The organism is Peribacillus sp. S4, assembly GCF_046715815.1.
GTDB lineage: Bacteria > Bacillota > Bacilli > Bacillales > DSM-1321 > Peribacillus > Peribacillus frigoritolerans.
Genome location: NZ_CP175708.1, coordinates 1876958 through 1892771 on the forward strand (window position 1 = coordinate 1876958; position 15814 = coordinate 1892771).

The window sequence follows — 15814 nt, forward strand, 5'->3', positions numbered from 1 at the left end:
GCAAAAAAAACACTTATTCAGTACAGTAATCAAATAGCAGTGAAAGATTCTAGAGGTACTCTCACATTTAGTCAACTTAGAATTAATGCATGTCAGCTGGCTCATGCTTTTATAGAGGAAGGATTACAAAAAGGGGACCGTATTGCTGTTCTTATGAGTAATCGCAAAGAACATATTGAACTTGATATTGCTGTAGCATTAGCAGGTTTGGTAAAGGTACCTATAAATTATCGTCTTCATCCAAAAGAGCTTGAGTATATAGTAGAAAATTCCCAAGCATCGATTTTAATTGGGGAAGAAGCATTAATTAACTCTGTTCGATTATTAATTAAAAAAATAAATATTGATACAGAATATGAATCATTTATCAGTAATCAACAAACTGATTTTCCTGATATTGAAATAAATCAAGATGATTTGTTCGCCCTTATGTATACTTCAGGAACTACAGGTAAACCAAAAGGGGCAATGCTTACTCACCGCAACATGATTTCGAGTGCCCTCTCATTGAATATGATTTGTGAAATTACACATGGTGATACTATTGGCCATGTCGCCCCATTAACTCACGGGAGTAACTTTTTAGCACAATGCGCATTGTTTTTTGGTTTAAAACAAGTCATTTTCAATAAATTTGAACCTGATGATTTCATTGATGATTTAGAAAGAGAGAAAATATCAATCATCTTCCTGGTTCCTACCTTAGTAAACTTAATGATTCACGGAAAAAATTTTGATCCAGAAAAGCTTCGATATGTTAAATCCATTAATATGGCAGGTTCCCCCATTTCCGTCGAAAAGATTCATAAAGCACTGGGCTTATTAGGGCCGATATTTGCCGAAACATATGGTCTTGTTGAAGCGCCAATGGTCATAACTATGATGCCAAAACAAGAGTTGGAGAACCATCCTGATTCATGTGGTGCAATTGGTCCTTTTGTAGAAGTTAAAATTTCCGATCCCAACGGTATTGAAGTCCCAAACGGAGAAATCGGTGAAGTAACTTGCAAAGGGTCTATAGTGATGAAAGGTTATTGGAATAATGAAAAAGCAAATAATGAGTCATTTAAAGATGGCTGGTTTTATACAGGTGATCTTGCTTGGAGAGATGAATTAGGATATATACACCTTGTTGATCGTACAAAAGATGTGATTATTACAGGTGGAATGAATGTCTACCCACGTGAAGTGGAAGAAGTAATAAATCAGCATCCGGCCATAAAAGAAACTTGTGTATTCGGTATCCCGGACGAACGATGGGGTGAATCTATCTGTGCACATATTGTATTGAATGAACAATTGATAAATCTAGATAAAGAGGAAATTATCATACTTTGTAAAAAGAACTTAGCTAGCTATAAAAAACCACGTTTTGTTCATATTGTAGACGCCTTACCGAAAAATAGTTATGGAAAAATCCTCAGAAAAACTCTGAGAGAAAGTTATCAACCTCAAGGAGGAATACGATGACAGGTGTTTCTATCATAGGCAGTGGAATAACAACATTCGGAAAAAAGAATGAATCCATTAAATCCATGCTCATCAAATCTTGCAGAGATGCACTAATTGAGGCAGGACGCCCAAAAGTGGATGCTGTATTTGTAGGAAATTTTGCTTCAGGGCCGTTGGCAAACCAGGAAATATTAGGTTCAGTTCTTACCAATGAACTTGGGCTAGGTAGTATTCCATCCTTAAAAGTGGAAGGTGCCTGTGCGTCGGGAGGATTGGCCTTTCGCCAGGCTTACCAGCTAGTAAAAGCAGGAGAGTACAATACGGTTCTGGTTGCAGGAGCTGAAAAGATGACGGGCATGGATACAGAAAAAATCACAAAATCTATTAATCTTGCCATGGATAATGATTCTAATGAAGGGGCTTCTGGACTTACATTTGCTGGATTTTTTGGAGTCCTTGCCAATCGGTATTTTTATGAATACGGAGCTGAAAAAAAACATCTGGCAATGGTTGCCTTAAAAAATAGACAATACGCTATATCGAACCCCATTGCCCATTTCAGGAAAGAAACTTCTCTTCATGAAATAATGAATGCGCGCACTATAACTGACCCTCTTGGATTATTTGACTGTTCCCCTATATCAGATGGAGCTGCTGCTGTAGTGCTTCAAAAAGGAGAAAATGGGGTTGAAATTTTGTCTTCAGGACAGTCATCTGGGTCCCCCCTTATGCAGGAAGTAAAGAATCTTCTTCATATTTCTGCCACCTATGAATCTGCAAAAATAGCCTATAAAGCGGCAGGCCTTGAGCCAAAGGATATTGATGTCGTTGAATTACATGATTGTTTCTCTATGACGGAAATTGTTGCTATTGAAGAACTGGGTTTCTTTGAAAAAGGAAAAGGGTGGGAAGCCGTTGAAAAAGGTTTAACGAGACACGGCGGTACTGTTCCTGTGAATACTAGCGGAGGGTTACTTTCAAAAGGACATCCAATAGGTGCTACTGGCATTGCGCAAATTATTCAGATTGTTGATCAGCTAAATGGAAAGGCATGCAATCAAGTTGAAAATGCGCGTATCGGCCTTGCACAAAATTTGGGAGGTACGGGAGCTTATTCTACCGTCCATATACTACGAAGGAAGGGGGCATAATAATTGGAACTATCAGCAAAGTATTGTACGAAATGTGACCAGATACTTAGTACGGATAAATATCATTGCCCTGTCTGTTTCTCGGAAAATTTAAAAGATAGACAGCTAAGTGGAAAAGGTAAAGTTTATTCCTATACAAAAATCCATGCTGCCCCTGAGCAATTTGCAGATCAATCACCCTATTTTGTGATATTGGTACATCTAGACGAAGGATTAAAAGTAACAGCAAGATACAATGAGAACAGTGTTTATATTGGTGAAAAGGTCGAGCTAAAAAGCGTTAAAGACAGGGCCTATTATTTCAGCCGTTAAATCACCTCTTCCCCCAATCAGTAAAGTGAAAAAATTCCAAGGGAAATAGACGCAGTATTCCAACCTAGCGATTCGGCTCCAGTTTAATAAATCGAATTAAAGGAGCGTCATAATATGAGAATTCCAAATGCACGTTGGTACAGAATCGGTTTATTGCTATTTTTAATATACTTAGCAGCTTTTATGGATCGGTCTAATATAGGGATGGCTGCTCCACAGATAGTGAAATCACTGGGAGTTTCATCGACAGCTATCGGGGTTGTGCTTTCTGCATTTTTTTGGGGATATGTAATAACTCAGGTACCAGGAGGATGGGCGGCAGGAAAGTATAGTGCCAAAAATGTAATAGTGATTTCTTTAGTTGTTTTAGGTATTTCAGCGATATGTACAGGTTTGATCAAAAGTTTTGACATGCTTATTTTTTTTCGATTTGTTATGGGATTAGCAGAAGGTGTATTATGGCCAGCATTCTCTATTTTCTTTGTAAATTGGTATTTAGACAAAGAGAGAGCTAAAGCGGTAAACTTTGCTGAGATGGCTCTACCCATCTCTTCCATTATTATGGCTCCACTAGCTGGTTGGATGATTACGCAATGGGACTACCATACCATGTTTATTTTACAAGGAGCTCCACCTCTAATTTTAGCCATCTTGTTCGCATGGCTTGCGGCAGATTCCCCTGAGAAGGATAAGCGACTCTCCAAAGTAGAACGGGATTATCTTGTAGAAAACCGTTCAACAGTGATAAAAGAAAAAGGATCCTTTTTAGATGTAATAAAAAATTATCGTGTTTGGGTATTTTCCTTTATCTATTTCTTATGGATTACCGGTGTATACAGTTTTGGTTTATGGATGCCAAGTCTAATTAAACAATTAAGCAACAGTGGAATTGGTGCCGTAGGTTGGATGACGGCTATCCCATTTGTTTTAGCTGCGGTTTTTATGTATATTAATTCAGTGTGGTCAGACCATGTAGGGAAAAATCGAGTTTTATTTGTTTCAATCCCGCTAATGATAGGTGGAATAGCACTCGCAGCTGAGCATTTCATATCAGGAGGACTTGTGTTTAACATGGTTCTCCTGATAATAGCAGGAATAGGAATCTACTCAGCTTTTGGTCCATGGTGGGCATGGGCAATGTCCTTCTTTCCAGACAACCAAACAGGTACAGCAAACGGGTTAATCAATATGTGCGGAAATATTGGCGGAATTGTTGGACCTATCGTTGTAGGTGCTGTAGCAGAAGGTAGTGATTTATCTAATGGTTTTTACGTATTAGGCTATTTCTTAATGGCTGGTTCAATACTTGCTTTAGTTTTTGGAGTAGTACTCAAGTCGAAAAGTGAAACAACAGGCCATAATGGAATAAGTGAAACAAAAGGACAATCCATATAATAGGTCAATTAACAGATAAAATCTATTGCCTGTTCTCCCTCCCTTGTCCTTTTTTACATCAACCAAAAGAACCCGTTCGTAAAAGTACTCTTTAATGAACGGTTCTTTTTTCGATAAATTCACCCTGTTTTTACGTTCGTTAAAGTTGAAAAACATTTTACGAACGTGCTTAGTGTTGCACACACTTTTACGAACGATTTTGGCAGAATAAGAGGGAAGAAAGCAGAAAAAGGAGTGAAAAAATGGATGTTCGTAAATTTGGTTTCATACGAGTTAGTAGCAAAGATCAAAATGAAGGTCGGCAGTTAGAAGCGATAAAAAAATTAGGCGTTGATCCACGTGATATTTTGGACAAATAATGTGAAAAGATTTCAATAGGGCTCAATACCACCAATTACTAAAACGTGTGGTACTTAAAGGAGAAATTCTATACATTTATTCTCTTGATCGTTTTAGTCGGAACAAAGAGGAGATTCTAAAAGAGTGGAATGACATTACAAAAAATATCCAGGCGGATATCGTCGTTTTGGATATGCCATTACTCGATACAACTCAATTTAAAGATAGTCTCGGTACATTCATTGCAGATTTAGTTTTGCAAATTCTTTCCTGGATGGAGGAAGAAGAACGGGATAGGGTCCGGAAACGGCAGCGTGAAGCAATTGATGTGGCTTTGCAAAACGGTGTGCCTTTCGGGCGACCGAAAGCTCAAGTAATAGAAGAAACTCGTCAAAAAATTAGCCGGCCATCCCTAGATATTTCGCTTTATTGTGGGGGATATCCATCCTGGGTGAATGAAGCATATACACTTTCAGCCATCCTTTTAGAATTCGTATGAACATAAAAATAGTTAACAAAACAAAAATCAAAAAGTGTCGAATAAAGAAATCTCCAATTTCATGAAGCATCAAAATAAAGAAGAACCGATTGATACAGCATTGGCGGATGCTTTGGAAAAACTGAAAGTCGATAAATAAATGGAACTATTTGCATTCCTCTTTCCATGGAAATTGTCACACAGATTATGTACGCCAAATAAGCGCGTGATGTTCGAGAAAATGGAATAGAAATAAACAAGAGTTGCAGCTTGTTTTACTGAAGCAGCAACTCTTTGTTTTATAAGATGGTATATAGGAAATCCCATACATTTTAACTCATTATTTTAATGGTTGTCCTTCAAATGCGTTAACAATTAAAGGTGAAGAGAGGAATTCTTTAGCTTTACCAACAAACGAGGTAAAGTGCTCACTTGAATTATGGCTTGCAACCGCTAGATGATCTTGCCAAACTTCAACCATTGTAAACTCATTGTCTTTTTCTGTAGCTTTGTGAAGATTGTAAGAAACATTTCCACTTTCCGCTCTTGAAGCTGCGATAAGCGGTTGAATCTCCTCTAGAAATGCATCTTGTTTTGCTGGATTAATATTGAATACGGCATGAATGATAATCATTAAACGTCATCCTCTCATTTGTTAAGCATAATAAACTTAATATATAATTAAAGTAAAAATAACATCTCGGTTGAAATGAATGGATTCTTTACTTCCATTGTGCGACTTTATCAATTGGAAGACGAACTGATTGATGGCCATTATCTGCTGCTTTACCGATTGAAATTAGCATAACTGGTACGTACCGATCTTTTTCTAATCCAAAAGCTTCTGCGATCTGGTCTTTTTCATAGCCACCGATTGGATTTGTATCATAGCCATAAGCACGAGCCGCAAGCATCAGTTGCATGGATACAAGACCACCATCGACTAGAACGACCTCTTTCATCTCTTCTCTAGTGATTTTTTCGAAATATCCAGCAAATGAAGCTAATATGTTTTCTTTTACTTCTAAAGGCATAAGCCCTAAATCTACAGCTTTACCGTAGATCTCTTCGGCGTTATCAAAATTGTTCATATCACCAAATACGGCAATTACTGCGGAAGATGTTTCGACTTGATTTTGGTTAAAGCGAGCAAGAGGTGCAAGTGTTGCTTTTCCCTCAGGACTATCAATTACAAGGAAGCGCCATGGTTGCATATTAACTGAAGAAGGAGCAAGTGTCGCTAAGGTAAGTATTTTCTCCATTTCTTCCCTACTGATTTTTACAGATTTGTCGTAATTTTTTATGGAGCGGCGTCCTGTGACAATTTCTTTGAAATCATTTGTTAATTGTGCTGTAGTAGTCATAGTTGATAGTCTCCTCTTTTTAACTTTAGTAGTTTAATTTAAGCAAGTGTTAGACTTGGCTTATATTTTTTTGAATGCGTGTCAGCATATCTGTTAATTCTTGACGTTCTTCTTCTTTAAAATCTTTAAGCATTAAAGTGACAAAACGAGCCTTTTCAGCTTGGTAGAGAATAATCTGTTTGCGACCATAATCTGAAAGACAGACAAGAGTAAATCGATTATCCTCCGGATCTTTGCGTCTTAAAATCATCCCAGTCGCTTCAAGTTGTTTTAAATGCCGGGTAATCGCTGCACTGTCAATGTTAACCTCTTTTTGAAGTGCTGTTTGACTAATTTCATCAACTTGATAAAGCTGATATAAGATATCATGTCTTGATTGACTAATGCCTGTACAACTTTCAAATTTTGAACTTATCTGTTTGTTAAGGCAGTTCATTTTATATAAAATTAATGATTCATTACACCATGAATTCGTCAAGAAACACCCTCTTTTCATACGTTAGACAAAATAATTGATAGCTCAATAGTTGATGCATCAATTAATATACTATACCCTAAATAATAAAGCAAATATTTTAGTACTGCAACTTTTGCTTAAATATGATCTAGACCGAAATGTTGCTCTATCTCCGTTTTGATTAGGCAATCTTTTCAAGAAAGCTCAGTAAACCTTTGGAGCTTTTAGCCAAGGTATAAGTATGATAATCACATTGTTATAAAAACTGCCCTTAAATAAGGTGGAAAAGTTCATCTGATAGTTGTAGACCAAGACTATTCTTCGATTTATGTGCCATAATACAGAAAAGGAAGGAGAGAATGCTCCATCCTTTTCTGTATTGCTACTTCAATCAATTAAATTTCATGGAGTACGATGCCTGTAAATGATATTCAAGTTTGTCAGTTATGTGTGTGGAGATTTAAATCTAATGGTGTAAGTGCAATGAATGGGCTCCTAATAAAATCCAGATAGACATAAAACAGAAGGGTTAAGTTTAGAACCATACTTTTCACATCTCATCATTCATAAGGAAATACATGGGGATAAAGTATTCGTACCAATAGATTTAAAGAGAATTTGGAAACGTTTATAGCAATGAAAAAAAGCAACCGTTTGGATATAAAACGGTTGCTTTTTTATCAACTGTGGCCTAGGAGTTTTATAATAGTCCTCTCGGAGTTCCTTCGCAGGGTGCAATACTGAATATGTATTTAAAGGCCCAAGTACGGAAGTTCAACATTTGTGGTTTGCTCTATTTACTATGCTCAAAATAAGGTTATTAGAAAAGTGAGCTCATTTTAGTTTTTATAATACTGATTAGAGGAAATCAAAAAGCACATGAATTTCATAGGATTCGAGGGATTTCCCATGTAACTTGACCGTTGGGCACAAACTTCAAAACAGTTATACAGATTTTTACTAATTTAGCGTGTGGAAATTATTTGTAAATAATTTTATGTTTCTGAAGTATGAAAAAAGGATAAAAATTCAATTATTATTAACTGAAAATTCTTAATTCGCACAAAAATAAGTGTATAATATTATAAAACAGTTATCTAAGTTTGTAGTTACTATTTCTTAATAAGGAGGCGATACTCTTAAACATGTAAATTTAAAATATTAGTAGGGGGCAGAAAAGGAGAAATTTATTAGTCTAGAAAGGAATTTAATCAGCTACAGTAGCCAATGCGGGTTTAGGTATTGTGTTAATTAATTAATTAATACATATTTTAATTGAATACAACACGAATGACTCGCTAAAAGGCTGAACAAACCCTATTGAAAGCGGTTTAATTTTATAACGTTGAACAAACCACATCGTTAAAAATATTCTTTATAAAATTTGATAAGCTCCCCCAGCAAGTAACACTACATAAATTTGACCTTCCGAAACTAGTGCTGCAATAGGCGAGCGAATCCCAATAAAATAAACCTTGAACGACTTGGTGGGATATATACAAAAAAATCATACTGGAGGTTTTAGGATGAAAAAGAAAAAAGCATTATCCGGCCTGATGGCTGTGAGTTTACTAACAGTAATACCGTGGAGTTCTGGACATGCTGAGAAACCTCAATGGACAAATGTGAATACATATGAGGAACAGGACGGAAGTAAGTTTAATAGCGAAAACTATGACTTTGTGAAATTTTCACAAATTGGTTCCAAATTAAAAGAGATTGAAAAACTTTCAAACCGTGTGAAAGTTGAAGTCCGTGGAACATCAGCTGATGGAAACCCACTCTATGTTGTCACGATTGCCGACCCAACAACACAAGGAAAGTTCGGAAAAGTGAAGGCACTTAGAAAGCAAATGTTTAAGAATCCAGGCAAAGCTCAAGAATGGGTTGCCAATAATCCTGACTTTAAAGTTCCAATCATGATTAATGGTTCTATTCATGGGACTGAATTTGTCGGAAGCGATGCAATCCTTCAATTAATTGAACGTTTTGCTACCCAAAATGATGCAACAACCAAAGACGTTTTAGAGAATAATATTCTTATTTTCAATGTCGTACAAAACCCTGATGGACGTATTGATGCCACCCGCTTTAATGGCGAAGGAATTGACATAAATCGTGACTTTATCACCCAATCGCAGCCAGAAACGAAAGAGATGGTTGAGCTCATTAAAGAATGGAACCCGATGGTGTTCCTTGATACTCATGGTTATGTGAAGAATTATCAGCCAAATCTGCAGGGGTTAATTGAGCCTTGTACGCCACCGCATAATCCTAATTATGAGTATGACTTATACGGAAAATGGGCCTATAAACAGGCAGAAGCGATGGAAGCGGAAATAATGAAGGATCATGAGAACTATTCAGGATCCTTGTATCAAAACATGAAAGGTACCTATATTCCGCTGCGCGATGACTCCGCTGGCTGGGATGATTATCCTCCAATTTTCACACCAATGTATGCGATGTATCATGGTGCTTACGGTCATACATTAGAAGCTCCAACAAATGATTGGGACGGCGTACGATGGATGTATAATTCGATTATGGGAGCACTGAAATTTGCAACAGCCAACAAGCAATCCATGATTACTGATCAAATTGAAGTTTTTAAAAGAGGAATTAACTTTGACCATCCTTTTCATAAGGAAGGGTTATTTCCAAAAGCCTACATACTTCCACTAGACCCTAAGGATCCGACTGTTACGAATAAGGCTGTAAATCATTTGATCAATAATGATATTGAAGTTGTTCAAGCTGTGAATGCATTTGAAGCGGATGGAGTGTTATATCCAAAAGGAACTTATCTCGTTGAGATGGACCAGGCGAAAGCCGGATTAGCAAACACGATGCTCTGGGATGGGGAAGACATCACGAACGATACCCCAGCAATGTACGACATTTCCGCATGGAGCTTACCGGAGCTTTGGGGATTCGAGGCAGTAGCCACACAAAATCCTATTAAAGTCAATGCAACGAAAGTAAACCAGATTACAGGTCAAGGCAAGGTTTCAGGAAAAGGACCGTTTATGATTCCGAACAGCTCTGTCCAATCGGTAAATTTAGTAAATAGATTGCTTAAGCAAGGAATACCTATTGTACGTGATGCACAAGGTAACTTCTTTGCAAAAACAGTAGCTAATCAGGTATCAGCAGCGGTGAAAGAATCTGGGTTACAGGTTGGAACTGCTGATGTACCAGCAGATGCAGTGGCTATTACGTCTGTAAAAGTGGCTATATTAAAGGATGGAGGTATGGGTAAACAGAAATCACACGCAGGAACAAAGCTTGCTTTGAAAAGACTAGGTTTTGATGTGACAGAAGTAACGCCAGTCGAAGTGGCTAAAAATCCCCTTAACGGTTTTGATATTTTTGTCTATAGTGGAACGGAAATTCTCATTTCTACTAACCTTTCCGAAGCTAATAAAGAATTTGGTTTACAGAACGCCGGGCAACTTAATGCATTTAAAGACAATGTGACAAGCTTCTTAAATGAAGGAGGCAAATATATAGCTGTAGGTGCTGGTGCATCTAGAGCAACTAAAACACTCGGTCTTACAGACGACATCATTAATGTAGGAGGTTCCAACAGTAATGGTATCGTAAAAGTCGATTATGAGGGAACTGGTTTAACAGCAGGTTATGGAGAGGATGATATCGGCTTTGTCTATCGTCCAACATGGTTCACGGGTACGGATAATGATGAAATTGTCGCGACCCTTGCAGATTCAGATAATTTCTTCGTAGCTGGTCACTGGCAAAATAACATAACCGCCAAGGGCCATGCCGTAATCGTAAAAGAACAGAATAAAGATGTAACTCTTATTGGGTTAGAAGCAGGTTTCCGCGACCACCCGGATTACTTGTTCCGTCTTCTATCTAATGCAATTTTCGAAAAATAGTAGAATTAGCCAAAGCCGGATTCAGCATTGAATTCGGCTTTGGTAATTTAAAAAATGCTGAACGCTTGCTCTGAACTCATTACTTTTAAATCATCTGTTTCAAAAACCCTGAAGGACAATAAGTAGTTTTTTAGCCGATTAAAAATGGTGACTACTCTTATAATTCACAAGCTGGATATGGATTAACTAACCAGGAATTATTATAGATGAAGATAAATGATATGATTAGCGAACAAAATTATTAACTTGCAAAGGGGGCTGTCGTTCTCCTTTTAGTTTTAAACGACGTATCGGCCCTAGGAGGTTTGTACGGGTGAGTACACCTAGATAATTTCAAAGGAATGGGAGATGGTAAACAATTTATCTTTGCGTAAAAATCTATATTCTTTATTTAACAAGGTAAAAGGAATTCAATAAAGGAAATAAAATAATAATAATCGATCAGGTAATACTGCTTAACTTCCTGATTCATTTTTTTATTTAAGTAGTCTTAGATATGATACGATGACCTCATTAAATAAACACTCATTTTAAATCTCTGAAGCGGTATAGTATCAGTAGTTAATACCGGTGATTAAATAATGATAAAAAACCTGTAGTTTTTTGTCTGGTTGTAGAAGAAGGAGTATTAAGCTGGATAGCTGTTTCCGACATAATCGACCCATTCCAGGGTCGATTATGTCTTTTTTCGCTTTGTCTAAGCGAACTTTATAGGCTATGAGGTCTGATACTTATAGACTGACAACTTTACTTGAAATTGATGTAGCCCGGTGGTGAATTTATATTCATTTTGCTTGAGCTAAGTTATGTTTCCCCTAAAATATTAATAATTTTTTTATCTGGAGGCACAGTAGCGGGAGTTTTTTAATCCCTCTTTTTGAAATCAATATATAAATAGGAAGAAATACGTCTTGATTACCGTAAACAGTGGTATATGCTGTTAAAAAGTTTGTTTGAAAAGTAAGTAATATAGCAATTTTTCCTTATTGGAAAAAATAACTTCATTGTTAAATTATTGTTATTACCTTATAATTTTCTAGAAACATATGAAATGATATGAATAGGAGAAAAGTATGAAAAAACTGTGGACCATTTTAGTTTCATTTACGTTGTTAATTAGCTTATTCCCGCAATTAGCATCGGCGGCACCAAGCAAGAATTTTGAGAAAGAACTTACAAAGTATTTAAAAGAGGTAAGCCTTGTCAGGGGTTTTGAAGTGACGAAGGATGATATTGAAACATCTCTTTCTTTTTACGATGAAAGTATTGAGAACTTTGAATCTATTGGTGATCTAAAAGAAGCCTTGGGCGAAGTTATTAAGGCTGATTTGAGTAATTTAGATGCCATTTATGAAGATTATAATCTAACTAATGAGAGCCTAATCAATCTATTACACGAAAATGGCGAAGAACTAGACGATTATATCTTTATCTGGGACCTCGATGAAACTGTTTATTTCTATACAGAAGAGACAGAAGAGGGCGATTTTGAACGCGACCCGAATTTTGACAAAGAATTAGTCAATTATTTGGCCAAGGTTAGCAAAGAAAGAGGCTTCCAAGTAACACTAGAAGATATCGAAGCGTCATTGAAACCCTATGATTTTAGCACGGAAGAATTTGAATCTGTCGAAGAGCTTAGCGAATTCCTGGGTGACGTCATAAAGGCAGACCTAAGCAACTTAGATTATTTTAATGAGAATTATGGATTGGATAAACAAGCCTTGCTTCAAATGTTAGAAGAAAATGGTGAAAATATTAACGATTATATATACATAGATAATCTTGAAGAAACTGTTTGGAACCTTACTGGCGGCGGGATGGATGGCGAAGTTGCCGAAGAGCTTCTTCCTATTTTCGAGCAGGAACTCGGTCTAACGGAAGAGGAACTACAGCGGCTTGAAGACCACTTGATGTCTTTGGAAGACCATCTTTCCAACCCGGAAACAGTCAAGCGACTTGAAGAATTGGGCAACCGCATGATGGCTTTCGAGGAATTTGATGTAGCAACCGAGCTTACAGCTGAACAGATAGCTGAAATGGCCTCAATCTATGAAGAATTACTTTCCATCTTTAAGCTTAATGTTTCCTATTCCCTTGTGAAAAGTGGCTCGGAATCACCTGTATCCCTTTTGGATTTAATGAAATTGGAAGAATTGAAGGGTGCTAACCTGAAAATATCAATATATAATACTGACGGGAAGTTCTTGGCTGATCTGTTAATAACAGGTGATATGGTCGATTCTGATACTCTTACTAATGCAGGCGGACAAATAAAGGAATCTGCTAAAGAGGTACAAAAGACCATTGAAAAGGCACCAGTTGCTAAACCAGTAATACAAAAGATCAGTGCCCATACTAATTCAGAACATCAAACCGTAAAAGGTGCTAAACTGCCAAATACCGCTTCCGGTTATTTGCCTAGTGCCCTTTTAGGACTATTTCTTGTCTTGTTCGGAAGCTTGATGTATCGAAAAATCAGGAAAGCTTAATATGAAAAAATTAAAGAAAAAGCGGTTACTGCTGCTTTCTTGTGCAATTGCCATCATTTTATTTGGGGTTTGGTTTTCCACATCCAATCTGTATAAGTTTGCAAAAGGCTACTTTCTTTACAAGACTCATGCTCCTAGTAGCCAAGTGAATGAAACTGTACAGAAAACACCAAGTGATAAACCAACAATTGATAAAACACCAAGTAATGACACAACAAAGAAAGAGCTATATCCTATCCGCCCTAAAACGGGTGAAGAAATCGGGGAGCTGTACATACCCAAACTAAAAACAAAACTTCCTATTTTCCATGGCACAAATGAGGATGAATTGGAAAAAGGAGTTGGTCACTTTGCAGGAAGTGTGTTACCTGGTGAAAATGACAATTCCGTACTTTCCGGTCATAGAGATACGGTATTCCGTAAACTCGGGCAAGTGGGCGAAGGAGATTTGTTGGTAGTAAGAACATCGGCAGGAGATTTCACATACAAAGTCAACAAAGTTCGAATTGTGGATAAGGATGATCGAACCGTAATCGTACCAAAGCCACGGGCAACGCTAACCGTCAGTACCTGTTACCCTTTTGATTATATTGGGTCAGCACCTGAACGCTATATCCTTGTCGCGTATTTAACTTCAAAAACAGTAAGTTAATCAAATGTACTAAAAAAAAGCGTCCCAATAAGGAAACCTATTGGGACGCTTTTGATTTTATTTCTTATTAGAAAGAAAAGCGAGATGATATCACTTCCTCCACTTTTAAACCAATTAGAAAAAACACCTTTCACGATGTTTTTTCATGGCCAATTTATTTATATTGTTAAACTATTCTTATTGCTCGATGTGCCAGATGAAGCGGATTTTAATATTTTATGATGGTAAATATAAGAGCCGGCTATCAATATATACCCGATAATGAAAATCAGCCATCCACTGGCAGGGTCGCCCACTGAAATGCTTGAATACATAGCCCCAGTCAAATCAAATACAAAACCGGCATAAGCCCATTCCTTGATTCTTGGAAAGCCTGGAATAAGTATTGCCACGACACCTAATAATTTGGCAATCCCAATAAAGGGTAGGAGGTAAGTAGGATAACCTAAATGATTGAATAATGCGACTGCATCGGGAACAGACATTATATCCGGAATAGAACCCAAAACCATTAGTGCCACTAAAAGTCCTGTGAAAATCCAATATATAATTTTTGTTTTTTTCATTTATTCACATTCCCTCCCTTAGATTGACATTTTAATCATATTCCACTTTTCTTTTTTTAATGCATTCTAAAAAAATCTTAATCTTAAACAGTTGTGGCACAATCCTTTAGGAATCGCGCTTGACTGAAGGATAACTTGAAGAAAAGCGAGTTTGCCTGCAGTTATTTCTTGAAAAATATTCATTTGATTTCAGAAATCCGCTCCCACAAGGTGACAGCTGAAATCATAGGTATAGCACGAACTCACGAGTAAATAGCCGAATTCACGAGTAAAACAGCAAAACTCACGAGTAAAACAGTAAAATTCACGAGTAAGAAGCCAAAACTCACGAGTAAACAGAGCGAAATCACAAGGGTAGCACGAATTCACGAGTAAATAAGCCGAATTCACGAGTAAATGGCCGTAATTTACGAGTAAACGGACCAAACTCACGCGTAAACGGTGCGAAATCATGGGAAAACGTACGAAATCCCGAGTACAGTACAAGCAAGATGCATATCGTAAGGGAGTGCATTCCTTGTTCAGCACTTGTAAGTACAACTTTATCTTAAAAAGTTTATTGTCTTAAAAGAATTGATTATAATGACGCAGAACCCGACACAGGATATCGTGATGAGGGAATACATTAACTTTAAGTCTTTCAATATAATGATTCCCGCAATTACTATGAGAGAATCAATGATAAAAATAATAATTCCTGGATTGATTGCTGTGGTTTTAGATATTAATAGTGCTAGTAAATCCACTCCACCGGGGCTAATATGTTGTCTCAGCATAAAACCGACACCAATCCCAATCGTCATTCCACCGATAATGGCACTTGTTATGATCGGCAGATGAACCAAACCGTTTAGTGGTGTTAGCCAATCAATAATGGTTGAAGTGAAAACTAACCCAAGGATGGCATTAAAGAAATAAGACTTATCGTATAGAAGAGATAGAAGGTATATGGGAATATTGATCATGATCATGGTATGTCCAACCTGGATTCCCCAAACATATTTGATTAATTAGCTTATGCCAAATATCCCGCCATTTATTAGATGAATGGGGATAATAAATAAGTTAAGACCTACTCCAATGAAAAAACTTGAAAAAATCAGCGTAACAAACTTTTTCATAAAAAAATTCCCCTTGTCCAAATCATTATCTTAAAATATATGAGAGAAATCTAAATATATACTTAGCTGATTGGAAATTACGATTGCTATTTGTTCCATAAGATATTTTTAATTCACATGGGAGTAAGTTAAT

12 protein-coding genes and 1 pseudogene are annotated in these 15814 nt (G+C 36.9%); 8 read left to right on the top strand and 5 right to left on the bottom strand.

Features of this window, described 5'->3' with window-relative positions:
- Positions 1–15 precede the first annotated feature (15 nt).
- The 5 genes and pseudogenes from ACJ9PY_RS09030 to ACJ9PY_RS09050 all read left to right on the top strand — a co-directional run.
- Entirely contained in the window at positions 16–1470 is a 1455-nt protein-coding gene (locus tag ACJ9PY_RS09030; protein WP_411740254.1) for a class I adenylate-forming enzyme family protein, read from the top strand.
- Entirely contained in the window at positions 1467–2603 is a 1137-nt protein-coding gene (locus ACJ9PY_RS09035) for a thiolase C-terminal domain-containing protein (RefSeq protein ID WP_411739819.1), read from the top strand. The genes ACJ9PY_RS09030 and ACJ9PY_RS09035 overlap by 4 nt, the downstream gene beginning before the upstream one ends.
- 3 nt (positions 2604–2606) lie before the next feature.
- A complete protein-coding gene (locus ACJ9PY_RS09040) occupies positions 2607–2915 on the top strand; it encodes a Zn-ribbon domain-containing OB-fold protein (protein WP_411739820.1) in 309 nt (102 codons plus the stop codon).
- A gap of 114 nt (positions 2916–3029) precedes the next feature.
- Positions 3030–4310, top strand: a complete 1281-nt coding sequence (locus ACJ9PY_RS09045; protein WP_411739821.1) for an MFS transporter — start codon at positions 3030–3032, stop codon at positions 4308–4310.
- A gap of 242 nt (positions 4311–4552) precedes the next feature.
- Positions 4553–5043: pseudogene (locus ACJ9PY_RS09050) on the top strand (recombinase family protein); the annotation flags it as partial.
- A 424-nt stretch (positions 5044–5467) separates the two neighbouring features.
- Here ACJ9PY_RS09050 and ACJ9PY_RS09055 read toward each other — a convergent pair.
- From ACJ9PY_RS09055 to ACJ9PY_RS09065, 3 genes are all read right to left on the bottom strand, one after another.
- Positions 5468–5761: a putative quinol monooxygenase gene (locus ACJ9PY_RS09055; protein WP_034313214.1), complete on the bottom strand. Its 294-nt coding sequence runs from the start codon at positions 5759–5761 to the stop codon at positions 5468–5470.
- A gap of 88 nt (positions 5762–5849) precedes the next feature.
- Positions 5850–6491 (bottom strand): nitroreductase family protein, encoded by a 642-nt coding sequence (locus ACJ9PY_RS09060; RefSeq protein WP_034313212.1) that lies wholly within the window; start codon positions 6489–6491, stop codon positions 5850–5852.
- A 49-nt stretch (positions 6492–6540) separates the two neighbouring features.
- Entirely contained in the window at positions 6541–6969 is a 429-nt protein-coding gene (locus ACJ9PY_RS09065) for a MarR family winged helix-turn-helix transcriptional regulator (protein WP_063591591.1), read from the bottom strand.
- A 1505-nt stretch (positions 6970–8474) separates the two neighbouring features.
- On the opposite strand from ACJ9PY_RS09065, the gene ACJ9PY_RS09070 reads away from it, so the two are divergent.
- The 3 genes from ACJ9PY_RS09070 (at position 8475) to ACJ9PY_RS09080 (ending at position 13994) form a co-directional block, all read left to right on the top strand.
- Positions 8475–10850 carry a M14 family zinc carboxypeptidase gene (locus ACJ9PY_RS09070; RefSeq protein ID WP_411739822.1) on the top strand — a complete coding sequence of 792 codons (2376 nt, stop codon included), beginning with the start codon at positions 8475–8477 and terminating at the stop codon, positions 10848–10850.
- 1073 nt (positions 10851–11923) lie between these two features.
- Positions 11924–13342, top strand: coding sequence for a processed acidic surface protein (locus tag ACJ9PY_RS09075; protein ID WP_411739823.1), 1419 nt, complete (start codon positions 11924–11926; stop codon positions 13340–13342).
- A gap of 1 nt (position 13343) precedes the next feature.
- Positions 13344–13994 carry a class D sortase gene (locus tag ACJ9PY_RS09080; protein WP_411739824.1) on the top strand — a complete coding sequence of 217 codons (651 nt, stop codon included), beginning with the start codon at positions 13344–13346 and terminating at the stop codon, positions 13992–13994.
- Between the two features lie 158 nt (positions 13995–14152).
- Here the strand turns inward: ACJ9PY_RS09080 and ACJ9PY_RS09085 are convergent, their stop codons facing one another.
- Entirely contained in the window at positions 14153–14560 is a 408-nt protein-coding gene (locus ACJ9PY_RS09085) for a DoxX family protein (protein ID WP_048687048.1), read from the bottom strand.
- A 542-nt stretch (positions 14561–15102) separates the two neighbouring features.
- Positions 15103–15567: a YitT family protein gene (locus ACJ9PY_RS09090; protein ID WP_411740255.1), complete on the bottom strand. Its 465-nt coding sequence runs from the start codon at positions 15565–15567 to the stop codon at positions 15103–15105.
- Positions 15568–15814: the final 247 nt, after the last annotated feature.